At 64.9% G+C, this 24,216-nt stretch carries 23 protein-coding genes and 1 riboswitch; of the genes, 8 read left to right on the top strand and 15 right to left on the bottom strand.

Going from position 1 to position 24,216, the window contains the following annotated elements; all coding sequences use genetic code 11:
- Nucleotides 1-8 precede the first annotated feature (8 nt).
- From gspE to FBX97_RS20620, 3 genes are read left to right on the top strand one after another with little or no spacing between them, the layout of a single operon-like run.
- Nucleotides 9-1,433 carry a type II secretion system ATPase GspE gene (gene gspE, locus FBX97_RS20630; RefSeq protein WP_141836025.1) on the top strand — a complete coding sequence of 475 codons (1,425 nt, stop codon included), beginning with the start codon at nt 9-11 and terminating at the stop codon, nt 1,431-1,433.
- A gap of 3 nt (nt 1,434-1,436) precedes the next feature.
- A complete protein-coding gene (gene gspF / locus FBX97_RS20625; RefSeq protein WP_141836022.1) occupies nt 1,437-2,657 on the top strand; it encodes a type II secretion system inner membrane protein GspF in 1,221 nt (406 codons plus the stop codon).
- An 11-nt stretch (nt 2,658-2,668) separates the two neighbouring features.
- Nucleotides 2,669-3,400, top strand: a complete 732-nt coding sequence (locus tag FBX97_RS20620; protein WP_141836019.1) for a type II secretion system protein N — start codon at nt 2,669-2,671, stop codon at nt 3,398-3,400.
- 3 nt (nt 3,401-3,403) lie between these two features.
- Here the strand turns inward: FBX97_RS20620 and FBX97_RS20615 are convergent, their stop codons facing one another.
- The 11 genes from FBX97_RS20615 to FBX97_RS20565 form a co-directional block, all read right to left on the bottom strand.
- Complete coding sequence (locus FBX97_RS20615; RefSeq protein WP_255517569.1) at nt 3,404-4,135, bottom strand: helix-turn-helix transcriptional regulator; 732 nt, start codon at nt 4,133-4,135, stop codon at nt 3,404-3,406.
- A 134-nt stretch (nt 4,136-4,269) separates the two neighbouring features.
- A complete protein-coding gene (locus FBX97_RS20610; RefSeq protein WP_141836017.1) occupies nt 4,270-4,473 on the bottom strand; it encodes a hypothetical protein in 204 nt (67 codons plus the stop codon).
- Nucleotides 4,474-4,504: 31 nt separating this feature from the next.
- Nucleotides 4,505-5,839 carry an ATP-dependent protease ATPase subunit HslU gene (gene hslU / locus FBX97_RS20605; RefSeq protein ID WP_141836014.1) on the bottom strand — a complete coding sequence of 445 codons (1,335 nt, stop codon included), beginning with the start codon at nt 5,837-5,839 and terminating at the stop codon, nt 4,505-4,507.
- Between the two features lie 41 nt (nt 5,840-5,880).
- Complete coding sequence (gene hslV / locus FBX97_RS20600) at nt 5,881-6,417, bottom strand: ATP-dependent protease subunit HslV (protein WP_141836011.1); 537 nt, start codon at nt 6,415-6,417, stop codon at nt 5,881-5,883.
- A gap of 108 nt (nt 6,418-6,525) precedes the next feature.
- Complete coding sequence (locus tag FBX97_RS20595) at nt 6,526-7,971, bottom strand: STAS domain-containing protein (protein ID WP_141836008.1); 1,446 nt, start codon at nt 7,969-7,971, stop codon at nt 6,526-6,528.
- A 254-nt stretch (nt 7,972-8,225) separates the two neighbouring features.
- Nucleotides 8,226-8,678 (bottom strand): RNA polymerase-binding protein DksA, encoded by a 453-nt coding sequence (dksA, locus tag FBX97_RS20590; RefSeq protein WP_141836005.1) that lies wholly within the window; start codon nt 8,676-8,678, stop codon nt 8,226-8,228.
- Between the two features lie 162 nt (nt 8,679-8,840).
- Nucleotides 8,841-9,893 carry a GTP-binding protein gene (locus tag FBX97_RS20585; RefSeq protein WP_141836002.1) on the bottom strand — a complete coding sequence of 351 codons (1,053 nt, stop codon included), beginning with the start codon at nt 9,891-9,893 and terminating at the stop codon, nt 8,841-8,843.
- Between the two features lie 129 nt (nt 9,894-10,022).
- Nucleotides 10,023-10,970 (bottom strand): tyrosine recombinase XerC, encoded by a 948-nt coding sequence (locus FBX97_RS20580; protein ID WP_141836000.1) that lies wholly within the window; start codon nt 10,968-10,970, stop codon nt 10,023-10,025.
- The gene (locus FBX97_RS20575) at nt 10,970-11,644 is read right to left on the bottom strand and encodes a DUF484 family protein (protein ID WP_141835997.1); all 675 of its coding nucleotides are present in this window, start codon (nt 11,642-11,644) and stop codon (nt 10,970-10,972) included. The genes FBX97_RS20580 and FBX97_RS20575 overlap by 1 nt, the downstream gene beginning before the upstream one ends.
- Before the next feature lie 87 nt (nt 11,645-11,731).
- On the bottom strand, nt 11,732-13,015 hold the full coding sequence (locus FBX97_RS20570; protein ID WP_141835994.1) for a porin: 1,284 nt from the start codon (nt 13,013-13,015) through the stop codon (nt 11,732-11,734).
- 226 nt (nt 13,016-13,241) lie between these two features.
- Entirely contained in the window at nt 13,242-14,336 is a 1,095-nt protein-coding gene (locus tag FBX97_RS20565) for a porin (protein ID WP_141835990.1), read from the bottom strand.
- A 440-nt stretch (nt 14,337-14,776) separates the two neighbouring features.
- Here FBX97_RS20565 and FBX97_RS20560 point away from each other — a divergent pair, with 440 nt between their 5' ends.
- The gene (locus FBX97_RS20560) at nt 14,777-16,345 is read left to right on the top strand and encodes an SEL1-like repeat protein (RefSeq protein ID WP_141835987.1); all 1,569 of its coding nucleotides are present in this window, start codon (nt 14,777-14,779) and stop codon (nt 16,343-16,345) included.
- A 19-nt stretch (nt 16,346-16,364) separates the two neighbouring features.
- Here the strand turns inward: FBX97_RS20560 and dapF are convergent, their stop codons facing one another.
- The 3 genes from dapF to FBX97_RS20545 are packed head-to-tail and all read right to left on the bottom strand — an operon-like array spanning nt 16,365 to nt 18,960.
- Entirely contained in the window at nt 16,365-17,228 is an 864-nt protein-coding gene (dapF, locus tag FBX97_RS20555) for a diaminopimelate epimerase (RefSeq protein ID WP_141835983.1), read from the bottom strand.
- Nucleotides 17,229-17,236: 8 nt separating this feature from the next.
- Nucleotides 17,237-18,100, bottom strand: a complete 864-nt coding sequence (locus tag FBX97_RS20550; protein ID WP_141835980.1) for a lipid A biosynthesis acyltransferase — start codon at nt 18,098-18,100, stop codon at nt 17,237-17,239.
- The gene (locus FBX97_RS20545; protein ID WP_304599200.1) at nt 18,097-18,960 is read right to left on the bottom strand and encodes a lysophospholipid acyltransferase family protein; all 864 of its coding nucleotides are present in this window, start codon (nt 18,958-18,960) and stop codon (nt 18,097-18,099) included. Before FBX97_RS20545 ends, FBX97_RS20550 begins: the two co-directional genes overlap by 4 nt.
- Before the next feature lie 272 nt (nt 18,961-19,232).
- Here FBX97_RS20545 and metK point away from each other — a divergent pair, with 272 nt between their 5' ends.
- The 4 genes from metK to metF all read left to right on the top strand — a co-directional run bounded on the left by metK (nt 19,233) and on the right by metF (nt 23,495).
- Entirely contained in the window at nt 19,233-20,402 is a 1,170-nt protein-coding gene (metK, locus tag FBX97_RS20540) for a methionine adenosyltransferase (protein ID WP_141835973.1), read from the top strand.
- Nucleotides 20,403-20,636: 234 nt separating this feature from the next.
- Nucleotides 20,637-20,709: riboswitch (S-adenosyl-L-homocysteine riboswitch) on the top strand.
- A gap of 28 nt (nt 20,710-20,737) precedes the next feature.
- Nucleotides 20,738-22,153 (top strand): adenosylhomocysteinase, encoded by a 1,416-nt coding sequence (gene ahcY, locus FBX97_RS20535; protein WP_141835970.1) that lies wholly within the window; start codon nt 20,738-20,740, stop codon nt 22,151-22,153.
- A 168-nt stretch (nt 22,154-22,321) separates the two neighbouring features.
- Nucleotides 22,322-22,675: a phage holin family protein gene (locus FBX97_RS20530; protein ID WP_141835967.1), complete on the top strand. Its 354-nt coding sequence runs from the start codon at nt 22,322-22,324 to the stop codon at nt 22,673-22,675.
- Nucleotides 22,662-23,495, top strand: a complete 834-nt coding sequence (gene metF / locus FBX97_RS20525; RefSeq protein WP_141835964.1) for a methylenetetrahydrofolate reductase [NAD(P)H] — start codon at nt 22,662-22,664, stop codon at nt 23,493-23,495. The genes FBX97_RS20530 and metF overlap by 14 nt, the downstream gene beginning before the upstream one ends.
- A gap of 95 nt (nt 23,496-23,590) precedes the next feature.
- Here metF and FBX97_RS20520 read toward each other — a convergent pair whose 3' ends face one another.
- A complete protein-coding gene (locus FBX97_RS20520) occupies nt 23,591-24,121 on the bottom strand; it encodes a 5-formyltetrahydrofolate cyclo-ligase (protein WP_255517568.1) in 531 nt (176 codons plus the stop codon).
- Nucleotides 24,122-24,216: the final 95 nt, after the last annotated feature.

Here is a 24,216-nt window from a genome sequence, read left to right as displayed (position 1 = left end):
GAGGAACCATGAACAACCTGTTGCCTTACGCATTCGCACGTGACTATGGCGTGCTGGCGCGTTCCAACGGCGACCCGGCGCAAGCCGTCGAAGTGCTGGTGTCGAATGCAACCAAGCCGGCGGCGATCGCGGAAGTCTCGCGCCGCTTCGGCCGCATCGCGCTGCGCCGCATGGAACGCGCCGACCTCGAGGCCGAGATCGCGTCCGCCTACCAGTCCGGAGGCGGCGACGCCTCCCAGGTGGCCGACGAGTTCGATGCCGACCTCGATCTTACCAAGCTGCTGCAGGACGTCCCGGCGATCGAAGACCTGCTCGAATCGTCCGACGACGCCCCGGTCATCCGCATGATCAATGCGCTGCTGACGCAGTCGCTGCGCGAGGGCGCCTCCGATATCCACATCGAACCGTTCGAGCAAACCTCGGTGGTGCGCTTCCGCATCGACGGCGCGCTGCGCGACATCGTGCGTCCCCGTAAAGCGATCCACGCGTCGCTGATCTCGCGTATCAAGATCATGTCGGCGTTGGACATTGCCGAAAAACGCCTGCCGCAGGACGGGCGCATCACGCTGCGCATCGGCGGCAAGCCGGTCGACGTGCGCGTCTCGACCTTGCCGACCGGCCATGGCGAACGCGCCGTGCTGCGTCTGCTCGACAAGGAAGCCGGCCGCCTCGATCTGAGCCACCTCGGCATGAGCGAGCGGATGCTGCCGAAGTTCGACAAGCTCATCAATCAGCCGCACGGCATCGTGCTGGTGACCGGCCCGACCGGCTCCGGCAAGACGACTACCCTGTACGCGGCGCTGTCGCGCCTGAACGCCTCGACCACCAACATCATGACGGTGGAAGACCCGATCGAGTACGACCTCACCGGCATCGGCCAGACCCAGGTCAATGCCCGCATCGACATGACCTTCGGCAAGGCCCTGCGCGCGATCCTGCGCCAGGACCCGGACGTGATCATGATCGGCGAGATCCGAGATTTGGAAACGGCGCAGATCGCGGTGCAGGCCTCGCTCACCGGCCACCTGGTGCTGGCGACCCTGCACACCAACGACGCGCCGTCGGCGGTGACCCGCCTGCTCGACATGGGCATCGAACCCTTCCTGCTGTCGTCGTCGCTGCTGGGCGTGATGGCGCAGCGCCTGGTCCGCAAGCTGTGCCCTTACTGCAAGAAACAGGAAGGCGGCACCTGGCATGCGGTCGGCTGCGACCGCTGCGGCCACACCGGCTACCAAGGCCGGGTCGGCGTCTACGAACTGCTCGAAACCAACGAGAAAATTCGTGCGCAGATCCACAACCAGGTGTCGGAAGCCGAGATCCGCGACGCCGCGATCGCGTCGGGCATGCAGACGATGCGCGAGGATGGCGAACGCTGGGTGCGCGAAGGCATCACCACCGAAGCCGAACTGCTGCGCGTGACGAAGGCGGACTGACGCATGCCCGCCTTCCGCTACGAAGCCGTCGATACCGGCGGCATCACCCGCAAGGGCGTCCTCAACGCCGACAGTCCGCGTGCCGCGCGTGCCGACCTGCGCCTGCAGGGACTGACGCCGCTCGCGGTCGAAGCCATCAGCGCCCAGCTCGACGAGAGCGGGGCGGCCAAGGCACGCGGCTTCGGCGAGCGCCTGTCGCAGGTCGAGCTGGCCCTGTTCACGCGCCAGCTGGCCAGCCTGCTGGAAGCGGGCCTGCCGCTCGAGCAGGCGTTCACCGCATTGCTGGAACAGGCCGAGCGTCCGTATGTGCGCGACCTGATCGCCTCGATCCGCTCCGAAGTCATGGGCGGCGCCTCGTTTTCGAGTGCGCTGGCGCGCCATCCGCGCGATTTCGCCGAGATCTACCGCGCGCTGGTGTCGTCCGGCGAACAGATCGGCCAGCTGTCGCGCGTGCTCTCGCGCCTGGCGGATTACATCGAACGCCGCAACGCGCTGGTACAGCGGGTGCGCCTGGCATTTACCTATCCGGCCATCGTCACCGTGGTCGCGTTCGCCATCGTCATCTTCCTGCTGACCTATGTGGTGCCGCAGATCGTCTCGGTGTTCGCCAACACCAAGCAAAAGCTGCCGGTACTGACCGTGATCATGCTGGGCGTATCGAACTTTACGCGCGCTTATGGCATCTACGTCGCATTGATCGTCATCGCGGCCTGGTTCAGCTGGCGCCGGGCCCTGCAAAACCCGGTGCTCAAGCGGCGCTGGCATACCTGGCTGCTGACGGCACCGGTGTACGGCAAGTTCGAACGCAGCCTGAACACGACGCGCTTTGCCAGCACGCTGGCCATCACCACCGGCTCCGGAGTGCCGATCCTGCGCGCCCTGGAAACCAGCCGCGACACGCTGTCGAACGTGGCCATGAAGGAACTGGTGGAATCGGCGACCGCCAGCGTGCGCGAAGGCGTCAGCCTGGCACGCGCGCTGTCGGCGCAAAAGCTGTTCCCGCCAATGCTGGTGCACATGATCCGCGCCGGCGAGATCACCGGCGAACTGCCGGCCATGCTCGAGCGCGCCTCGAATTCGCAGCAGGCCGACCTCGAGCGGCGCACGCTGACCATCGCCGGCCTGCTCGAACCGGTGCTGATCCTGGCCATGGGCCTGGTCGTGCTGCTGATCGTGCTGGCGGTGCTGATGCCGATTATTGAAATCAACCAGTTGGTGCGGTGACAAGGAAATAGATGAACAAGCGCTTGCCCTTAATTCTGAGCCTGGCCGGCCTGATCCTGCTGGCGGCTTCGCTCGCCTACTGGATCCTGCAGCTCTACCAGCCGCCGCAGCGTCCGCTGGCAGCGGTGCCGCACAGCGCCCCGCCGAATCCGGACATCAATGCCGCCGCTGGTTTGTTCGGCGGACAGGTGGCGGTGGCCACCGCCACCAATTACCAATTGACCGGCATCGTGTACGCCGGGCGCGACAGCGTGGCGATCATCGTCGCCGACGGGGCGCCGCCGAAAGCCTTGCGGGTAGGTAAAGAACTGTCGTCGGGCATCAAGCTGGCCGAAGTCTATCCGCGCTATGTGATGCTGTCCGATGGCGGCGTGATGAAGCGTATCGATTTGCCGGCCGATACCAAGTCGGTGGCGCCGATCGGCGCCGCGGGCGCTGCAGGGGGCGCCAACCAGGGCGTCAACAATGGGATGATGGCGCCGCAGGGACCGCAAACCCCGGCCGGCGATGCCGGACCGGCACTCGGCGCGGCGATTCCACCGGGCGCAGCCCCGGCCGACAACCCACCGCCCGAGCCGCCGATGTCGCCGGGCGCCGTGTCCTCGCAAATGCCGGCTAGCGGCCAGATCGGGCCGTCGGGCCAGGCCCCGGCCCAGAACAACGCACCCTCGGCGCCGGTGCAGATGGCACCGCCGACGCGGGGGGCGGCGACCCCGGGCCAGGTCCCGACCGCCACCCAGTAAGTCTCAGCGCCGCAAGGCCGTGAACGCCGCAAATTCCCACGACCTGAATCCCACCAGCAAAGTAAAGCCATCGCGCTCCTGCGGCGGGAGCCGCCGGTCGTTACGGTGCATGCGCGCCAGTTCGCCGGCCAGCTGGTGGATGCGCTCGGCCAGTTCGCCTGCGCTCGCCAGCGACAGCCGCGCCGGCAGGCACATCAGCGTTTCGCCGGGACCATCGAAGCGGCCGTTGAAATAATCGCCGACGACGTTGTCGCGGAAAAAGCGTTGCACCGGACCATCCGGCAACCAGCGGAAAGCATTCGAGACGCGCAGGCTGTAGCGGTTCAACGGTTTCAGTTCGATCACGCCGAGACGGTCGAGTTCCACCAGCAAGCCGATGCATTCGGCTTGCGTCAAACGGTAGGTTTCGACGACTTGCTCCAGGCTCCAGTGGCCGAGGCAGCAAATCGCCACCAGCAGCAGGCGCGGATTGGCGATCAGCGCGTTTTCCTGCACCAGGGTCAGCGTGTCGGCCTGGGGCCGGGCATCGGCCGCACGGCGCAGCACGTCTTCCATGGCGATGCCGGCCGCCTGGCAGATCTGCGCCAGGCGCGACAGCGTCATGTCCTTCTGGCCGAACATGCGTTTGATGCTGGATTCGCTCATCGCGATACGCTCGGCCAGGGTTTTATAGGTGATGCCCGCGGCACGCAGTTCGGCGCGCAGCACATCCAGCAGCATGTCGGGGGAGCTCATGGGATTTGTGCATTCATGACTTGGTGGGATTACTCCAAGTCATCGAATGTACAGAAGATGGGAGGTCAGTTCAAGACCAAAAACATTGCCTATAGGCACGTCTAGTGGCGCCGCAAAGGATGTTGCTTGCGACCTTATTCGTCCTCGGGTTCCAGCTTGGCCTTCTTCAGCGCCCGCTTGGCGGCCAGCCGTTCGCTGGCCTCGGGCTTGGCATGCGGCCCGGCCGCACGCGCCTTGGCGAAACCCGCGAACGGGTTGCGCGGTTTCAGGGCCGGAAGTGGCGCCGGCGTGGCGCGCAGACGCATCTTTTGTCGGGTTGCCAGTGCTTTATTCGCCATTGCCGCTTCCTTTCCTTCGATACCTTGCTGATTACAATACGTAGCGCGACAGGTCTTCGTTGACCGCCAGCGCATCCAGCCGCTCGTTCACGTAGGCGCTGTCGATGACCAGGGTCTGGCCCGACTTGTCGGTGGCCGAGTACGAGATCTCTTCCAGCAGCTTTTCCATCACCGTGTACAGGCGGCGCGCGCCGATGTTCTCGGTGCGCTCGTTGACCGAATAAGCGATCTCGGCCAGGCGATGGATGCCGTCGTCGGCGAATTCGAGCTTGACGCCTTCGGTCGCCAGCAAAGCCTCGTATTGCTTGGTCAGGCTGGCGTCGGTCGAGGTCAGGATGCTCTTGAAGTCGTCGACCGACAGCGCTTCCAGTTCGACGCGGATCGGGAAGCGCCCCTGCAGTTCCGGGATCAGGTCCGACGGCTTCGACAGGTGGAACGCGCCCGAGGCGATGAACAGGATGTGATCGGTCTTGATCATGCCGTACTTGGTGTTCACCGTGGTGCCTTCGACCAGCGGCAGCAGGTCGCGCTGCACGCCGGCACGCGAGACGTCGGGACCGCCATGTTCCGAACGGGTGGCGATCTTGTCGACCTCGTCCAGGAACACGATGCCGTTCTGCTCGACGTTGGCGATCGCCTTCTGCTTCATCTCGTCTTCGTTGACGAGCTTGGCGGCTTCCTCGTCGATCAGGATCTTCATCGCTTCCTTGACCTTCATCTTGCGCGCCTTCTTGCGGCTGCCACCGGCGCCGGCGAACATCGACTTGATCTGTTCGGTCATTTCTTCCATGCCCGGCGGCGCCATGATTTCCATCTGCGGCGCTGCCTCGGCGACGTCGATCTCGACTTCCTTGTCGTCGAGCGCGCCTTCGCGCAGGCGCTTGCGGAAAGTCTGGCGGGTGGTGTCGCCATCCTTGCTTTCGGCGGCGCTGACGTTGAAGCCGAAATCGCGCGCCGGCGGCACCAGGATGTCGATGATGCGGTCTTCGGCCGCGTCTTCGGCACGCTGGCGCATCTTCTTCATTTCGCTGGCGCGGGTCTGCTTGACGCCGATGTCGATCAGGTCGCGGATGATGGTGTCGACGTCGCGGCCGACATAGCCGACTTCGGTGAACTTGGTCGCTTCGACCTTGATGAAGGGCGCATCGGCCAGCTTCGCCAGGCGGCGCGCGATCTCGGTCTTGCCGACGCCGGTCGGGCCGATCATCAGGATGTTCTTCGGGGTGATTTCGTGGCGCAGCGGCTCGTCGACCTGCTGGCGGCGCCAGCGGTTACGCAGCGCGATCGAGACCGCGCGCTTGGCCTTGCCCTGGCCTACCACGTGCTTGTCGAGTTCCGAGACGATTTCGGCGGGGGTCATGTTCATGATCTTGCTAATTTGCATTTGCTTGCCTTTTGCTCGCACGCTCAGTCGAGCGTTTCGATGATGTGCGACATGTTCGTATAGATGCACAGCTCGCCGGCGATGGTCAGTGCTTTCTTGACCACGTCCGCTGGGGCGAAATCCGTGTTTTCCTGCAACGCCTTGGCGGCCGATTGGGCATAGATGCCGCCGGAGCCGATCGCGCCGATGCCGTCTTCGGGTTCGAGCACGTCGCCGTTGCCGGTGATGATCAGGGTTTTCTCGCGGTCGGCTACCAGCAGCATCGCTTCCAGGCGGCGCAGCACGCGGTCGGTGCGCCAGTCCTTGGCGAGTTCGACCGAGGCGCGCAGCAGGTTGCCCTGGTGTTTTTCCAGTTTCGCTTCGAAGCGGTCGAGCAGGGTAAACGCGTCGGCCGTGCCGCCGGCAAAGCCGCACAGCACCTTGTTCTGGTAGAGCTTGCGCACCTTGCGTGCCGAGCCCTTCATGACGACGTTGCCCAAGGTGACTTGTCCATCGCCACCCAATGCAACCTGGTTGCCGCGCCTTACGCTGACGATCGTCGTGCCGTGAAATTGTTCCATATTTGCCTCGTGATTAATCTGCCCACCGCAATTGGGGATGCGATGTGGAATTACAAGAAGAAACATGAAGTGCAGGTCGACGGACGCCCATGGCGGCCCTGGCGCGTTTCAATAGCGGTGCGTGTACAGCCGGATCGGCTCGCCGGCCCCAAGCAGGCGCAGCAGGGCGGCGACGAGGTGATTCAGGTCGCGCAGTTCGATCCGGCGCGGACTGTCGCCGCCGTCTTCGGCAAGCGCACGCAGCCGCGTCACCAGCATGGCGGCGGCGCCGTAGTCGATGCGCGCCAGGTGCGAACAGTCCAGCACCAGCAGGGGGCGCTCCTGGGCATAGGCATCGATGGCGGCCAGCAGGGCCGGGCTGCCGCCTTCGATGACGGCGGGCAGCAGGAAGCGGTCGCCCTCGATGCCGGCGTTGCTGCCGGCACTGTCGTCGGTGCTGATGCTGAGCGCGGTCCGCGCCGGCGCCTCGAACGAGGGTGGGGACACTTCGAAGGTGACGCAATAATCCATCGCCGTCTCTTCGAAATCCTTTTCGCGGTTCATCAGGAGCAGCAGTTCGAGCAGCAGCAGCCAAGGCGCCTGGCTGGCCGTGCCTTCGCCGATGGCCAGCATCGGACGCAGCACACCGACCAGGTGGTCGGCCCCGGCCAGCACCAGTTCGCGTCCGGCGCGGCGCAAGGCTTGCAGCGTATCCAGCAGCACCGCACAGCCTTCCGGTGTGGCGCCGGTGACGGCGCTGAATTCGATCCGCACCGGCGGGGCGCAAGCGCCACTCGACGCAGACAACGGCGCGGCTGCCGGCATCTGCAGCCGCGCCAGCCGGGCGCCGGCGCCGGCGTCGAGGCAGCCACTCAGGCTGGCGGTCGGGGTGACGCCGGAAAACGCCGCGCTGCCCGGGCCGGCGCCGGCCCCCGGGGCAGTGCCGGCCGGTGCGCGGTAGGCCGGCGGCGAGGTCTCGAAGTGGCTGGCGTAATCGATCGCGATGCTGTCGAAGGCTTCTTCGCGCGCGCCGGCCTGGTACAGATCGAACAGCATCCACCACGGCATGCGGTCATTGCCGTTGCTGTCCAGGCTGGCGCGCAGCGACTGTTCGGCGGCGTCGGACTGGCCGTTGGCGTACAGGATCGCCGCTTCCTCGACGGCCGGCGCGCTGGACGGTGCGGCGGCCGCGCCCAGGGCGCTGTCGAGTCCGGACAGGCCGTCGGTATTCAGGCCGCCGTCCAGCAGCGTGGCCGGCGCCGCGCCGGCTGCCCAGGTGCCGGCGGCACCCGGGACGCCTGCGCTGCCGGCGCCGGCAGCCAGTGCCGCCACCGCGGCCGGGGCCCGGCGCGGGCTGCTCCAGGCATCGTCGTCGAAGATGTCGGACGCCATCTCGAGTTCGATCTCGTCGATCTTGGCCGCGGTGGCACGCGCGATTTCGCGCTGGCGTTCGCGTTCGGCCTCGGTATCGAGGGGCATGCGCGTGCTGGGACTGGCCGCGGCCGGACGCGGGCGTGCCTGCGCCGGCGCTGGCGGCGCATCGCTCTTTTTCTTGAGAAAGGAGAACAATCCCACATCGTTCCTTTACTGTCTTCGCCGGTCGAGACAGTAGCATGGCGGCGCGCCAGGAGTGGTGCGCACGCCTGAGTTGCATCAAGCATCCGGCAGGCCAGCGTTAGTGTATCCGATGGGAAACTTTTTTACGTGAACATGTGCACCCATGCGCAGGGCCGGAAATGAAAAAAGCATGCGGCAGGCGCATGCTTTTTCGTGGGTGCGTTCAGCGCCACCCGCGCGCGGCGCGGGGAGCGGCAAGGCAGGGCGAGCGATCAGTCGCCGTACAGCTTCTGCTTCAGCTCGCGGCGCTGCTGGGCTTCCAGCGACAGGGTCGCGGTCGGACGCGCGATCAGGCGCGGGATGCCGATCGGCTCGCCGGTTTCTTCGCACCAGCCGTATTCGCCGGACTCGATCGAGGCCAGCGACTGCTGGACTTTCTTGAGCAGCTTGCGTTCGCGGTCGCGGGTGCGCAGTTCGAGCGCGTGCTCTTCCTCGATCGTGGCGCGGTCGGCCGGATCGGGCACGAGCACGGTTTCGCGCAGGTGTTCCGTAGTCTCGCCGGCATTCTTCAGCAGCTCCTTTTCGAGCTCCTGCAGGCGGTTCTTGAAGAACGCCAGCTGTGCCGGGTTCATGTAGTCCTCGTCGCTCATCGCCCGAATCTCTTCGTCCGTCAAGAGGCGTTCTTCGGGCTGCGCCACGGTATTCGGTTTCGTTGTTTTAGTCATGACTTCACTTACCTTTGATACGACAGAGTTTCCATTTTATCAGCTAGCTCAGCAGTTACCAGTTACGGTGCGCGCCGGCCGGCTGCCGTGATGGCGGGCCAGTCAACCGGGACCGGTTGCAAGCCGCGCCTGCCGAATGTGCAAATACAGAACCGCAGTAGTTTATACCAAACACTGTTCCAGTCCGCGGATAAACACATCTTTTGGTAAATTTTTACCAATAAACACCATCTTGCTGCCACGGGCCTCATCATCCGACCACTTTGCACCGAGGTCGCTGCCCATGATTTGATGCACGCCTTGGAATACCACCTTGCGGTCCGCGCCAGCCATCGACAGCACACCTTTGTAGCGCAGCATATTCGGGCCGAAGACTTGGACCATGCTGCCAAGGAATTGATCCAGACGCTCGGGATCGAAGGCGCGCTCGCTCTTGAACACGAAGGCCGCGATGTCGTCGGCGTGATGGCCGTGGTGGTGATCGTGGCTGTGGTCGCATGCCTCGGTGTGCACGTGATCGTGGTCATGCTCATGATGATCATGGTCGTGCGCTTCGTCGGCCGTCAGGAAGGCCGGATCGAGTTCCAGCTTGTCGTTCAGGTTGAAGCCGCGCAGGTCGAGCACCTCGCTGATCGGGGCGCGGCCAAAATCCGACACGCTGATCGGCGCACGCGGATTGATGCGGCGAATGCGTGCCTTCAGCGCATCCAGTGCGGCGGCATCGACCAGGTCGGTCTTGGACAGCAGGATCTTGTCGGCAAACCCGACCTGGCGCTGCGCTTCTTCCTGGCGGTCCAGCTGGTCCATCGCATGGCGCGCGTCGACCACGGTCACGACCGCGTCGAGCAGGTAGTGGGCACCGACTTCCTCGTCCACGAAGAAGGTCTGGGCCACCGGGCCGGGATTAGCCAGGCCGGTGGTCTCGATGACCACGCGGTCGAACTGGATTTCGCCGGCGTCGCGCTTGCGCGCCAGGTTGGTCAGCGCCACGATCAGGTCGCCGCGCACGGTGCAGCAGATGCAGCCGTTGTTCATCTCGACGATCTGTTCGCTCGCATCCTGTACCAGGATCTCGTTGTCGATGTTTTCCTGGCCAAATTCGTTTTCGATGACGGCGATCCGCATGCCGTGCTCTTCCTGCAGAATGCGGTTGAGCAGGGTGGTTTTGCCGGCGCCGAGGAAGCCGGTCAGGATGGTGCTGGGAATAAGTTCCATATCTCGCTGCCTAATGAAGGCGCCCCATGGGGCGCCAGAGAATCGGAAGATTATGCCGGAATTTACGAAATGTCACCACCGACGTGCTCGCAAGGCGTAGCGCACCGCCCGTCAGCCAGCCTGCCGACCTTATTTGACCTTGGCGCGCGGATGGGTGCGGTCGTACACGGCCGCCAGGTGCTGGAAGTCGAGCGCCGTATAGATCTGGGTCGAGGTGATGCTGGCATGGCCCAGCAGTTCCTGTACCGCGCGCAGGTCGCCCGAGGATTGCAGCAGGTGCGAGGCAAAGGAATGGCGCAGCACGTGCGGGTGCACGTGGACCGGCGCCCCTGTTTTCTGGGCATGGACCTTGAGGCGCGACTGCACCACGCGCGGGCTGACCCGGGTGCCGCGCTCGGACAGGAACAGGGCGCAACTGGCGTCGCGTGCCGGCGGCCGTACCGCCAGCCAGGCCGCGATCGCCGTGCGCGCCGGTCCGCCGACCGGCACCCGGCGCATCTTGTTGCCCTTGCCGGTGACCACCACTTCGCTGCCATCCGCTTCCAGCCAGCCGAGCGAGGCCGGGGCGCCGTCGTGCGCCGCCACGTAGTGCAGGTCGAGGCCGGCCAGTTCCGACACCCGCAGGCCGCTCGAGTACAGCAGTTCGAACATCGCGCGGTTGCACAGGTCGAAGGCTTCGGCAGCGCCGGAACCGGCGCCTGGTTTGCCTTCCATTAATTGCACCGCATCGTCGACGGCGAGCGCCTTGGGCAGGCGCTTGGCGCGGCGCGGCGCGCGTACGCCGTCGACCGGGTTGGCGTCCAGCGCGACCTGGCGCGACAGCCAGTCGAAGAAGCCGCGCCAGCCGGACAGCTTGCGTGCGATCGAGCCCGGTCCCTGGCCTTCGGCGTGCAGCTTGGCGGCAAAGCGCCGGATATCGAAGTGGGTGAGCTTCGGCCAGTCGGTATGCCCGCTCAGGGCGGCCAGTTCGGCCAGGTCGCGCCGGTAGGCGGCGATCGTGTGCGGGGAGAGCTGGCGCTGGGTGGCCAGCTCGGCCAGGTAGCGGCCGGCCAGGTCGTCGGTGGCCGGGGTGTCCATCAGGCCCGCAGCGGTGCCAGCGCGGCGCTGGCGGTTTCGCCGATGTGGACCAGGAAATCGGTCGCCATCGTGGCGTTGAAGCGATCGGGATCCGGCGAACCGAGCACCAGCAGGCCAAAGGCGTTGCCGCCGGCGCGCAGCGTCAGCAGCACCGTCGAGCGCACGTTTGATCCGACCTCGACACCATCGTCGAGCCAGCGCACCGCCTCGAAATCCTTGTTCGGACCGCAATAGGGGGCGCGCAGGCTGTTGGCGAACAGGCGCACGTCGTCGCTGACGCCGCGGGCGAACGGCGCGTCGGCGTAGTCCGGTGCCAGGTTCCACAGGCGCAGGCTGGCTTGCGGCACGCTGAAATGCTCGATCAGGCCCTGGACCACGGCATCCGGCATCGCCGCCGGCGTGGCCGCGCGCAGCAGGCCCTGGGTCCAGCCATGGAAACGGTTGGCGATCGCCATGTTTTCCTCGGCGCGGCGCAGCAGGTCGGCCATGCGCAGTTCCAGTGCCTTGTACTTGTCGCGCATCACTTCCATCTGCCGTTCCTGCAGCGACACTGCGCGACCGGTCAGCGGGCTCGACAGTTTTACTTCGCCCAGCAAACCGGCGTGCTCGACAAAGAATTGCGGATGGTCGGCCAGGTATTGGGCGACGGCGGCGGAATCCAGTGGTGCGGTCATGAATGGTCGTACGAAAGAGTTGGACCGCCCATTTTACTCGACCGCAAGCACGCAAAGCAGGAAAACGCCGCCGCGTTGACCGCGTCGTCAGAAACGGTGGCGTACACCCAACTGGAAGGCCCGTCCGTCGTCGCCGGGCGCCTTGGTAAAGCCGCCCGGCGCCCCGGCCGTTGCCGGACTGTACTGGGCTTCGTTGTCGTTCCGGATGAACGACGCCACCGCATACAGGTCGGTGCGCTTGGATAAAAAGTAGTTGTAGCCGAGCGCAAACAACATGGCATCGTTTTCGGACGAGCTGCGGTCGTGCTGGTGCGCGACCGAGGCCACGATCCGTCCCGCGCCGATGCGGTAGTGCAGCCCGGCCTGGACGCTGAACGCATCCTGCCGGCTGTTGATGGTGATGTTGTTGACGAACACGGTGCGCAGGGCGGTGGCCGTGGCGGCGCCCAGCGGCGCCAGCTGCGGGGCGATCTGCGCATCCCAGCCGGCGATATAAGTCGGCAGCAGGGATGCATTGCGGTCGTACTGGTCGTGCCAGCCGGCGAAGAACTTCCACTGGCCCCAGGCATACGAGCCGCCCACGGTGGTGGTGCGCAGGCTGGGCCGCCCGGCCGGGTCGTAGGCGTGGTTGTGGCCGATGCCGATGTCCCAGCCGCGCGCTTTATAGGTGAGCGCCGCGCCCCAGAATTTGTTGTACAGGCCGAGGTAGCCGGAACCCTTGCCGGCGACCATGACCGAGCCGCCCAGGCCGGAGGGCAGCGCAATGCGGTACTGCAGCGCGCGCTGCGAGCGGATGTCGGCCCCCAGTACCGTAAAACCGCCGGTGCCGCCGGTGATGCTGCCCCAGGTGCCGCCGGTGCCGACTTCGAAGGTATCGGCGGCCGCGAACACCTCATAGCCCGGCGTGTACATGCGCCCCAGCAGGACCGCGCCGAGCGGCGTGACCATGCCGACCATGGCAGTGCGGTCGAACAGCGCACGCTCGGGATTCACGGCCGGTCCGCCGGGCGGCTGCAGTGCCTGGCGCACGGCCGCCAGCACCGGGGCGGGCAGGGCGCCCATGTTGCGCGTCAGGTAATAACCCTGGTTTTCGTTGACCAGGGTCGGCACCTGGGTGCCGTTATCGAGCTCGATGCGCGCCTCGAGGTTGAAGATGGCTTTCAGGCCGCGCCCGAGATCTTCGCTGCCCTTGAAGCCGAGGCGCGAACCGTCGGCGCCGCCGCTGATGACCTTGACCCGGCTGCCGCGCTGCCACATGACGCCGGCATCGGCGATACCGTAGATCTGGACGCTGCTCTGGGCGAGTGCGGGCGCCGCCAGGCAGGTGGAAAGACAGGTGCCGGCGAGCGCGGCCGGCAGGAACTTGTTCATCGCATTCTCCATGGTTGGACGGACGGCAATAACAAGCAACAAGACAACAGTGCAGACAGCCGGGGCGGCAACAGCGCACGGATGATGCCGTTTGCGCGGGCAGTGCCGGGCACCCGGCTCAAGCGTTGTGCAAATCGCACAGGCCCCAGATGCAGCAAGGGCGGACCTGGTTGCCCAGGCCCGCCCTTGCGGATCAGCTTTTGGCGGGGGCGTGCCCCGCATCAGCTTAGAACGAGTGGTTCAGGCCCACGTCGTAGTGGTTGACGGTCGGAACCAGCGCCAGTTGGCCGATATTGGTACCGCCCACGTTCACGATGTTCTTCTTGCGCGAGGCATCGACGTACAGGTAGGTACGCTTCGACAGGCTGTATTCGTAGCCCAGCGAGAACTGCTTGGTCTTCGGGGTGTTTTCCAGTTGCTTCTGGCCGTAGCCAGCCAGCAGCTTGCCCGGGCCCATGGCGTAGGTCGCGCCGATCACCCATGCCTTGGTGTCCGACAGGACCGGATTGATGTGCTCGGCGTTCTGCTTGGAGTAGGTCGCCATCAGCTTCAGTTCCGGGGTCAGCGCGAACGAACCGGCGCCCGACCAGACCTTCGACTCGACAGCATTACGCTCGTAGGCCAGCATTGCGGCGGCCGGACCGTTGTTGTAGGTCGCAGCGACCGAGAACGGGTTGGTCGAGCCTTGCGGTGCCGCGCCGTTGACGGTCAGGTAGCTCGCGCCGCCGTTGGTGCCGGTCAGGGTACCGCCGTTGGCTTCCTTGGTTGCCCACGATGCGTTCAGCTGGAAACCGTTGACGACCGGGGTGTTGTAGAACACGGCGTTCGAGATACGGTTGCTGTTCGCGGTGGTGGCGCCGGTGGCTGCGTTCGCGGTGCCATCCAGCGGTGCCGAGTTGAAGCCGGCGACGCTGATGTCGGTATAGAAACCGGCCGGGGTCGGCAAGCCGTGGAACGGCTCGAACGAACCGACGACTTCCTGGAACGGGGTCAGGCCGCGACCGATGCGGACCATACCGAAATCACCCTGCAGGCCGACGCGGCTCTGGCCCTGGAACAGCGGACGGTTACCGTTTTCAACGGTGCCGGTGTCCGGCTCGTAACGGATTTCCAGCTGGAACAGTGCTTTCAGGCCATTGCCCAGGTCTTCAGTCCCCTTGAAGCCCAGGGTGTTGGCGGCGCGCTTGCCGATGGCAACGGTCTGGTTGGTACGCTTGACCAGGCCGGCATCCAGGTTGCCGTAGATCTGAACAGCGGTCTGAGCTTGCGCCACAGCGGCGAAGCCACCCAGCAGAGCGACTGCCACGAGTGATTTTTTCATCTAATTATTTCCTTATAAAGTCGATCGCAGGATCCGGAGAGCATTGAGATTTGTTGTAGTTTCTGAACACTCGGATGTGTGAACCTTAAATGCTTAATGCGTCAAGAATGTCGGATTTGTCAATTATGACCGTTGCACTTGGTCGAAAGCCAATAAATCCAATTGTGCTGTTGTATTTTCGAAACGGCTCATCCTGTACAGACAGACAACCCTAAGCATGGTTTAAGTTTCCATGCAGCATCATATTATTGCTGTCTTGTAACGCGATTTGTGCAGCCTCAAACCCGTGAAGAATTGCAATCGAATCGTGCCAACGCGGCTTTAGACTCTGGCCCATCCGACGTCACCGCCCGTATCGCCTGTCCTGTGGGTGCTTCGGGCGCCAACGTGCATCTTCTGCGCGTATTTCCAAGACGTCTTTTACTTCCAGAAAATGAGCGATGGCAAATCGTGAAGAGTTAGCGATCATTCGCGGCGCCCGTGCCGGCCGCGCCGAGGCCCAGCTGGCACTGGGACGGCTGTACCTGTTCGGCAGCAACGGCTTGCCGAAGAGCCTGCCTACGGCCCTGCACTGGCTGGACCGCGCCGCCCAGCAAGGTTGTACGGAAGCCTGGCAGCTGATCGGCAACCATATTCCGTTCGAGCTGGCGCAGCAGAGTCCACATCCGGTCACTGCCTGGTACGAGCGTGCGTACGACGGCGGACTGGTGCGGGCCGGGCTGGTCTATGCCCAGCTGGTGCTGGGCGCGCGCACGACGCCGGCGGGGCAGGCCCAGCGTACCAAGGCCCTGCGCGCACTCGAAGATGCCGGCCGCGCCGGCTTTTCCCAGGCGCAGTGGCTGCTGGCGGGCGAGCATGGCGCGGTGGCGCCGGCCGGTGCCGAAGCGCAGGCGCCACAGTCGCCGGGCATGCCGGGCAGCGTCGCGCCGGCAGGCCAGCGCTGGCTCCGTCAGGCGGCGGACAGCGGCGTCGCCCCGGCCCAGTTCGCGCTGCTGGAACAGGCATGGCAGGCCGGCGACCATGCCGCCTACCTGCGGCGTGCGCTGCCGCTGGCCCGCAGCATGGCCGGTTCCGATGCCGCCCGCGACGGTGCCTGCGCCCGCCTCGCCCCCGACGAGGTGACGCTGCTGTCGCGCTGCGCCCGCCTGGCGGCCGAGGGCGGCTTGCCCCATGACGTCACGCCTGACGAATTGCACACGTTCTGGGAACTGGCTGCAGCCGAGCAGGACCGCCATGCCCAGTTCTCGCTTGGCCTGTGGAGCGCGCGCATGCAGGTGGACGGCAAGCGCATACCCGGCAGCGGCGGCGCGGCCAACTTCAAGAAAGCCGTGCGCTGGCTGGTGCAGGCCGGCGAGCAGGGCCTGGCCGAAGCCTGGTACGCCCTGTCGCGTATCTATATCAAGCCGGAGTTTTCACAGCGTAATGTCGTGGAAGCGCAGAAGTACCTGGAGCGGGCTGCGGAAATGGGGTACCGCGACGCCCAGCTCGAATGCGGCAACGCCGCCTGGCGGGCGCGCCGGGAAAACGAAAGCAATGATGTGCGCGCTGTGTTCTGGCTGCAGAAGGCGGCGCTCCAGGAATGCTCGCGGGCGGCGGCGGCCCTGCGCAAGATCGCGCCGCGCCTGCCGGATGCCTGGCCGGGGCTGGCTGCCTTGCTGGCAGGGCGCGACCTGTCGGCCCATCCGCTGCTGGCGGCGCGCCTGGAACTGGCGCTGGCGTTTGGACTCAGCCGGGCCGAAGCCCTGCTGCTGGATGTGCGGCAGGCGGACCGCGGCCATTGCCTGGTGATCGATATCCGCGCCAGCTACGGCCGCAGCCGGCGCCGCCTGGTGCTGGTGGAAACGGCGCAGGAGCGCCAGCTGCTCGACCGCATGGCGCAGCTGTTCGACGAGGTCGACTGCGGGCCGGGCGGGCCGGAGGGCAATTATCGGCAGCGGCTGTACCGCTTGCGCACCCTGCTGCCGGAAAGCGGCACCGACAACGATGCCGATTACAACCTGGCCGCCTAGCGCGGCGGCCAGGCATGCTTCACATGTCGATTTCGCCTTCGAACACGGTGACGGCCGGGCCGCTCAGGTAGACCGGTTCGCCTTCGCCGGCCCAGCTGATGCTGAGCTGGCCCCCGCGCGCATCGACCCGGACCGGCGAATCGAGCAAACCGCGGCGGATGCCGGCCACGACTGCTGCGCAGGCGCCGGTGCCGCACGCCAGCGTTTCGCCGGCACCGCGCTCGTACACGCGCAGTTTGACGTGGCTGCGCGCCAGCACTTGCAGGTAGCCGGCGTTGACGCGCCGCGGAAAGCGCGGGTGGCGCTCGATCTGCGGGCCGGTCTCGGACACCGGCGCGGTGTCGACGTCGTCGACCACCTGCACCGCATGTGGATTGCCCATCGACACGACCGACAGCAGGACTTCCACTTCCTGGCCGTCCTGGCGCAGCGTGACCGGCCACAGGGTGTCGCGGCCCTCGGGCACGCCTGCCAGACCGGCGGCGTCGAACGGGACCCGGGCCGCTTCCAGCACCGGCGCGCCCATGTCCACGGTGATGCTGCCGTCCGCTTCCAGGCGCGGGGTGATGATGCCGGCCATGGTCTCCACGCGGATCGCATCCTTGGCCGTCAAGCCCTTGTCGCTGACGAAGCGGACAAAGGCGCGCGAGCCATTGCCACACTGCTCGACTTCGCCGCCGTCATTATTGAAGATGCGGTAGCGGAAGTCGCAGCCGGGCAGGGTCGGGCGCTCGACCACCAGGATCTGGTCGGCGCCGATGCCGAAACGGCGGTCGGCCAGGCGGCGCCACTGTTCGGGGCCGAAGTCGATGGGCTGGCTGATGGCGTCGATCACGACGAAGTCGTTGCCGGCGCCGTGCATCTTGGTGAATTTCAGTTTCATTATGTCGATCAATCGTAGAGCGGAGGTTCGCCTGGCGGCCGGGTCTTGAAGCGTTTATGTGTCCAGAAATATTCGGCAGGATGTTCGCGCACACGGTCTTCGATGAAGGCATTCATGCGGCGGGTGGCTGCGACGATATCGTCGCCCGGGTAATTTTCCCATGCCGGGAAGAATTCGACCCGATAGCCCTTGTAGTTCGGCAGGAAGGTGGCGATGATCGGGATCACCTTGGCCCCGGTCGCGCCGGCCAGGCGCGCCATGGCAGTCAGGGTCGCGGCCTGGATACCGAAGAAGGGCACGAAAGTGGCGTCCTTTTCGCCGAAATCCATATCCGGCAGCATGTAGTAGGGCAAGCCGTCGCGCAGCGCGCGCAGGATCGGTTTGACGCCTTCTTCGCGTGTGAACAAGCGAACCGGACCGTAACGCTCGCGCCCGTAGCGCAACAAGTCGTCGAAAGCCTTGTTTTTCTGCGGCGAATAGATCGTGGCGAGCGGCATCACGCGCGCGGCGACGCCGCCGACGTCGAGGCAGACGAAATGCGGACAGAACAGGATCGTCGGACCGCTTTCCATTTGTGCCTTCGGCACCGCCGGCACGACTTCGATCAGACCGTGGATGCGCTCGAATGACGCCCACCAGATCAGCGAGCGCTCCAGGATGCTGCGCGAATACCCCTGGAAGTGGCGCATGACGATGTCCCTGCGCTGCGCCTCGCTCAGCTCGGGCATGCACAGGCGCAGGTTGGTCATGGCGATCTTGCGGCGCTTGGGGATGGCGTAATACATCAGGGTGCCGACGGCGGTGCCGATACGGCCGAGGATGGGCAGCGGCAGCCAGTGCAGCAGCCACAGGAGGGCGATCAGGAATTTCATGCGACGGTCTCGGCGTCAGGTGCTGCGACGCCCTGCGGACGCTTGTAGCGGTTATAGCTCCAGAAATACTGGGACGGACAACGCGCAATCAATTGCTCCATTGCGCGGTTGATGCTGGCGGCCTGTTCGGCAGCGGTGCCGGACAGATCGCCTTCGAAGGGCACGAAGCGGATCGCGTAACCGCGTCCACGCGGCAGGCGCTCGGCATACACCAGCAGGATGTCGGCCTTGCCCAGCTGGGCCAGCTTGGACGGCAGGGTCATGGTGTAGGCGTCGCGGCCGAAGAAGGGCGCCCACACGCCTTCGCCTTCCTGCGGTACCTGGTCTGGCAACACGCCGACCGGCTGGCCGCCGCGCAGCGCCTTGACCAGCATGCGCACGCCGGACAGGTTGGCCGGCGCCAGGTGCATGTGCTGGCGCGCACGGGCGCCTTCGACCAGCGGCTTGAGCGCGCTCTTGCGCGGCGGGCGGTACATCACGGTCAGCTCGACGCGCAGCGACACCTGTTGCGCGGTCAGTTCGAAGCAGCCGAGGTGCGGCGTGAGGAAGACGATGCCCTTGCCACTGTCGAGCTGGCGCTGGACCAGTTCCCAGTTTTCCATCGTGACGTGGCGGGTGACACGCTCCTGTTGCGCGCACCATACAAACGGCAGTTCGAGGATCGCCTTGCCGGATTCGGCGATGGCGGTATGCAGCTGGCCGGCATAACCGGCACCGTCCAGGTTGCTGCGCAGGCGCCGGCGATAAGAGGGGGAAACCAGGTAAACCAGCCAGCCAAGCGCCGCCCCCAGCGCATGTAGCACAGATAGAGGCAGCACCGACAGGAGGCGGAACAAGAGAACAAGCATGGATTGATTCAGGGTAGACAAGCGACGGCTTGCTCACCAAAATTTTTCAAGGAGCGTAAAATACCACTTTAGAGCGCCTAACAAAACTTCATGGCCGGGTTGTATCGTCTGGCCATACCAGCGTATCGCCTGCGGCAATACGTCTTTCCTTGAAGATTGATTAGCGCGCCGAGCAGGATCCGCGGAGTTAATGACAACTTGCGAAGCGGAATACAAATATCGCTAAAGCGTCGCAGGCATTGGTACTGCGGCAATTATTTAAACAGTATCAGGAGCCTTACTTCATGTCTTCCAACGACTATCTCTTCACTTCCGAATCCGTTTCGGAAGGCCATCCGGACAAAGTTGCCGACCAGATTTCCGACGCCATCCTCGACGCGATCCTGGAACAGGATCCGACCGCGCGCGTGGCCGCCGAAACCCTGTGCAACACGGGCCTGGTGGTGCTGGCCGGAGAGATCACGACGCATGCGAACGTCGATTATATTCAAGTTGCACGCAACACCATCAAGCGCATCGGTTACGACAATACCGACTTCGGCATCGACTACAAAGGTTGCGCCGTGCTGGTCGCCTACGACAAGCAGTCGCCGGACATCGCCCAGGGCGTGGACGAAGGCGCCGGCATCGACCTCGACCAGGGCGCGGGCGACCAGGGCCTGATGTTCGGCTATGCCTGCGACGAAACCCCGGAATTGATGCCGGCCGCGATTTATTACGCACACCGCCTGGTCGAGCGCCAGTCGCAGCTGCGCAAGGATGGCCGCCTGCCGTGGCTGCGTCCGGATGCCAAGTCGCAGGTTACGCTGCGCTACGTGAACGGCCGTCCGGTGTCGGTGAACACCGTGGTGCTGTCGACCCAGCACGCGCCGGAAATCAGCCACAGCCAGATCGAGGAAGCCGTGATCGAAGAGATCATCAAGCCGGTGCTGCCGAAGGAATGGCTGCAGGACACCCGCTACCTGGTCAACCCGACCGGCCGCTTCGTCATCGGCGGCCCGCAGGGCGATTGCGGCCTGACCGGCCGCAAGATCATCGTCGACACCTACGGCGGCGCGGCGCCGCACGGCGGCGGCGCCTTCTCGGGCAAGGACCCGTCCAAGGTCGACCGCTCGGCCGCCTATGCGGCCCGCTACGTCGCCAAGAACGTGGTCGCCGCCGGCCTGGCGCGCCAGTGCCAGGTGCAGGTCAGCTACGCGATCGGCGTGGCCCGTCCGATCAACATCACGGTCTACACCGAAGGCACCGGTGTCATCTCGGACGAGAAGATCGCCGAACTGGTGATGGAACACTTCGACCTGCGCCCGAAAGGCATCGTGCAGATGCTCGACCTGCTGCGCCCGATCTACCAGAAATCGGCAGCCTACGGCCACTTCGGCCGCGAAGAGCCGGAGTTCACTTGGGAGCGCACCGACAAGGCCGCGCTGCTGCGCGCCGAGGCCGGGCTGGCGTAAGCGTCTACGCCTATAACTTGGATCCCCGCCTTCGCGGGGATGACGTTCCAAGGTGGCGGGCTTGGAAATACGTTGCGTTAATCGACTGCCTCGGCACGTCGTCCCCGCGCAGGCGGGGACTCAAGTTCGTAGCGCACCACGTTCAATTGCGGGTAACGTCAGCGGAAGCACACCCACCCATCCAGCAATACAACACAACAGGCCATTTCCGAGCCCACCCGTGTTAAACTTATGAATTCCGAGGAGCGTTGCGACGAAAGAATTCTCTTTCGCCAGGCTCGGATCATCAACACCGCGCTCACGTTACTTTTTTCTTAACTTGAAAGGAGGGCGTGATGAGCGCCGTACTCAAAGACACCACCCAGGATTACCTCGTTGCCGACATCGGCCTCGCCTCGTGGGGCGAGAAGGAAATCCGCATCGCCGAAACCGAAATGCCTGGCCTGATGGCCATCCGCGAAGAATACGCGGCCAGCCAGCCCCTGAAGGGCGCGCGCATTGCCGGTTCGCTGCACATGACCATCCAGACCGCCGTGCTGATCCGCACGCTGGAAGCCCTTGGCGCGCAAGTGCGTTGGGCCTCGTGCAATATCTACTCGACCCAGGACCACGCTGCTGCCGCCATCGCGTCGGTCGGCACCCCGGTGTTCGCCATCAAGGGCGAGACCCTGGACGAGTACTGGGAATACACCCACCGCATCTTCGAATGGCCGGGCGACAATCACGCCAACATGATCCTGGACGACGGTGGCGACGCGACCTTGCTGCTGCACCTGGGCGTGCGTGCCGAAAAGGACATCTCGGTGCTGGACAAGCCGGGTTCGGAAGAAGAAATCTGCCTGTTCAATGCGATCAAGGGCCGCCTGGCACGTGATCCGCAGTGGTACTCGAAGCGTCTGCCGGAAATCAAGGGCGTGACCGAAGAAACCACTACCGGCGTGCACCGCCTGTACCAGATGCACCAGGAAGGCAAGCTGGCATTCCCGGCGATCAACGTCAACGACTCCGTCACCAAGTCGAAGTTCGACAACCTGTACGGCTGCCGCGAATCGCTGGTCGACGGCATCAAGCGCGCGACCGACGTCATGGTCGCCGGCAAGGTGGCCGTCATCGCCGGCTACGGCGACGTGGGCAAGGGTTCGGCGCAAGCCATGCGCGCGCTGTCGGCCCAGGTCTGGGTTACCGAAATCGACCCGATCTGCGCACTGCAGGCGGCGATGGAAGGCTACCGTGTCGTGACCATGGATTACGCGGCCGAGCACGGCGACATCTTCGTCACCTGCACCGGCAACTACCACGTCATTACCGAGCAGCACATGCTCAAGATGAAGGATCAGGCGATCGTCTGCAACATCGGCCACTTCGACAACGAGATCGAAGTCGCTGCACTCAAGAAGTACGAGTGGGAAAACATCAAGCCGCAGGTCGACCACATCATCTTCCCGGACGGCAAGCGCATCATCCTGCTGGCTGAAGGCCGCCTGGTGAACCTGGGCTGCGGTACCGGTCACCCGTCGTACGTGATGAGCTCGTCGTTCGCGAACCAGACCATCGCCCAGATCGAGCTGTTCGCCAACACCGACAAGTACCCGGTCGGCGTCTACACGCTGCCGAAGCACCTGGACGAAAAGGTCGCGCGCCTGCAGCTGAAGAAGCTGAACGCTCAGCTGACCACGCTGACCGAAGAGCAAGCCGCGTACATCTCGGTGAGCAAGGAAGGTCCGTACAAGCCGGATCATTATCGTTACTAATCTGGTAATCTTCCGTGATTTGGCGCCTGGCGGCGCGGGCGGTGCGCCCGTGTACGCCGGCGCTCCGGACCATCCCCAGCGGTCCGGTTCGCTGCCCTAGGGCGGCCCCTGTGCCAGGGTGTCGTCGTGGGACAGCCGGACCGGCTCGCCCTCACGAAAGACACCGACATGCGTTTGCTCCTGACCTGGCTGATCAATGCCGCCGCCCTGATGGCGCTGCCTTACCTGATGAATTCCGTGACCGTGACCAACATCGGCGCCGCCCTCGTGGCTGCGCTGGTGCTGGGCCTGGTCAATACCCTGATCCGTCCCGTGCTGGTCGTGCTGACCCTGCCCGTGACGCTGCTGTCCCTGGGGTTGTTCATCCTGGTGATCAATGCGCTGCTGTTCTGGCTGGTATCGCACCTGGTGGCGGGCTTCCATGTCACAGGATTCGGGTCGGCCTTCGTGGCGGCGATCCTGTACAGCGTGATTTCGTGGGCGCTTTCCACCTTACTCCTCAAAAATGATGGAAACCCCTAATCTCAGTATCGAGTTTTTCCCGCCCAAGACCCCCGAGGGTGCGGACAAACTGCGTGTGGCGCGGCAGAAACTGGCCGAGCTCAATCCCAAATACTTTTCGGTGACCTTCGGCGCCGGCGGCAGTACCCAGCAGGGTACGCTGGCGACCGTCCTCGAGATCCAGGCCGAAGGGCACGAGGGGGCGCCGCACTTGTCCTGCGTCGGTGCCACGCGCGCGTCGATCCGCGCCATCCTGCAGGAATTCCAGGCGAAGAACGTGCGCCGCCTGGTTGCCCTGCGCGGCGACTTGCCGAGCGGTTACGGCGGCGCGGGCGAACTGCGCTATGCCAGCGAGCTGGTCGAGTTCATCCGTGCCGAGACCGGCGACTGGTTCCATATCGAAGTCGCGGCCTATCCCGAGATGCACCCGCAAGCGAAATCGCCGCAGGACGACCTGCAGAATTTCGCGCGCAAGGTGCAAGCCGGCGCCAACGCGGCGATCACCCAGTACTTCTACAATCCGGACGCCTATTTCCAGTTCGTGGACAACGTCCACAAACTCGGCGTGGACGTGCCGATCGTGGCCGGCATCATGCCGATCACGAACTACACGCAGCTGATGCGCTTCTCGGAAATGTGCGGTGCCGAGATCCCGCGCTGGATCCGACTCAAGCTGGCCAGCTTCGGTGACGATTCGGCCTCGATCAAGGCCTTCGGCCTCGACGTGGTGAGCAGCCTGTGCGAACGCCTGCTCGCCGGCGGCGCGCCGGGCCTGCACTTCTACAGCATGAACCAGGCCGCGGCCACGACCGCGATCTGGCAACGCCTGCAGTCGGCCTGAGCCTGAACCAAGGCCGGCAAAAGCCCCGATGCCCGCGCGCCCACCGGCCCGCGGGCATGTTTCATTCGATCGCCCGTTGTATCAAGTAAGCCGCGTCAGGTGATCTGTGTCGTTTCCGTCACAATCACATCCAGCGGCACATCGTGCGCAGCGTGCGAGAACACGGCGCGCTGGTTACTATAGGCAATGCCCAGCGTGTGGGGGCGCGGTGCCGTCTCCAGCGTGCGGTCGTAATAGCCGCCGCCATAGCCCAGCCGGTAATTCTCGTCGTTGAATCCCAGGCAGGGCACCAGCAAGGCCGATGGGCGTGCCACGAAGCGCAGGTCGGCCGGTACCTGTATGCCCATCTCGTCCGGCATCATCGGTTCGCCCGGCGTCCATTCGACAAAGGAGAGGGCGGTGCCGCGTTCCATGACGACCGGCAGCGCCAGTCGCACGCCGGCCTTGGCCAGTTCGCCGTAGGCGGCGCGCAGGTCGGGTTCGCCGGCCAGCGGCCAGTAGACGCCGATGCCGGCGACCTGGCGCAAGCGCCACCAGGCCAGCACCTGGGCGCCGATATGGCCATCCCACTGGACCTTGATTGCTGGATCGAGAGCCCCACGTGCTGCTCTGAGCGCTTTGCGCAAGGCCGTCTTGGCCGCCTGTTGTGAAGTCGTCTGTTCCGCCCCCGCCACGCTTGCACTGGAGTCTGGCAAGCCGTCGGAGCCGCATGGTATTCTTG

It is taken from the genome of Herbaspirillum sp. SJZ107 (assembly GCF_006715485.1).
Lineage (GTDB): Bacteria > Pseudomonadota > Gammaproteobacteria > Burkholderiales > Burkholderiaceae_D > Telluria.
The sequence above is the reverse complement of the archived record's forward strand: the minus strand, read 5'-3'. Positions and strand labels throughout refer to the sequence as shown.

Coding starts and splice junctions, on each gene's coding strand:
- gspE (WP_141836025.1), top strand. CDS start 9: ATGAACAACCTGTTGCCTTACGCATTCGCACGTGACTATGGCGTGCTG.
- gspF (WP_141836022.1), top strand. CDS start 1,437: ATGCCCGCCTTCCGCTACGAAGCCGTCGATACCGGCGGCATCACCCGC.
- FBX97_RS20620 (WP_141836019.1), top strand. CDS start 2,669: ATGAACAAGCGCTTGCCCTTAATTCTGAGCCTGGCCGGCCTGATCCTG.
- FBX97_RS20615 (WP_255517569.1), bottom strand. CDS start 4,135: ATGAGCTCCCCCGACATGCTGCTGGATGTGCTGCGCGCCGAACTGCGT.
- FBX97_RS20610 (WP_141836017.1), bottom strand. CDS start 4,473: ATGGCGAATAAAGCACTGGCAACCCGACAAAAGATGCGTCTGCGCGCC.
- hslU (WP_141836014.1), bottom strand. CDS start 5,839: ATGAACATGACCCCCGCCGAAATCGTCTCGGAACTCGACAAGCACGTG.
- hslV (WP_141836011.1), bottom strand. CDS start 6,417: ATGGAACAATTTCACGGCACGACGATCGTCAGCGTAAGGCGCGGCAAC.
- dksA (WP_141836005.1), bottom strand. CDS start 8,678: ATGACTAAAACAACGAAACCGAATACCGTGGCGCAGCCCGAAGAACGC.
- FBX97_RS20585 (WP_141836002.1), bottom strand. CDS start 9,893: ATGGAACTTATTCCCAGCACCATCCTGACCGGCTTCCTCGGCGCCGGC.
- FBX97_RS20580 (WP_141836000.1), bottom strand. CDS start 10,970: ATGGACACCCCGGCCACCGACGACCTGGCCGGCCGCTACCTGGCCGAG.
- FBX97_RS20575 (WP_141835997.1), bottom strand. CDS start 11,644: ATGACCGCACCACTGGATTCCGCCGCCGTCGCCCAATACCTGGCCGAC.
- FBX97_RS20570 (WP_141835994.1), bottom strand. CDS start 13,015: ATGAACAAGTTCCTGCCGGCCGCGCTCGCCGGCACCTGTCTTTCCACC.
- FBX97_RS20565 (WP_141835990.1), bottom strand. CDS start 14,336: ATGAAAAAATCACTCGTGGCAGTCGCTCTGCTGGGTGGCTTCGCCGCT.
- FBX97_RS20560 (WP_141835987.1), top strand. CDS start 14,777: ATGGCAAATCGTGAAGAGTTAGCGATCATTCGCGGCGCCCGTGCCGGC.
- dapF (WP_141835983.1), bottom strand. CDS start 17,228: ATGAAACTGAAATTCACCAAGATGCACGGCGCCGGCAACGACTTCGTC.
- FBX97_RS20550 (WP_141835980.1), bottom strand. CDS start 18,100: ATGAAATTCCTGATCGCCCTCCTGTGGCTGCTGCACTGGCTGCCGCTG.
- metK (WP_141835973.1), top strand. CDS start 19,233: ATGTCTTCCAACGACTATCTCTTCACTTCCGAATCCGTTTCGGAAGGC.
- ahcY (WP_141835970.1), top strand. CDS start 20,738: ATGAGCGCCGTACTCAAAGACACCACCCAGGATTACCTCGTTGCCGAC.
- FBX97_RS20530 (WP_141835967.1), top strand. CDS start 22,322: ATGCGTTTGCTCCTGACCTGGCTGATCAATGCCGCCGCCCTGATGGCG.
- metF (WP_141835964.1), top strand. CDS start 22,662: ATGGAAACCCCTAATCTCAGTATCGAGTTTTTCCCGCCCAAGACCCCC.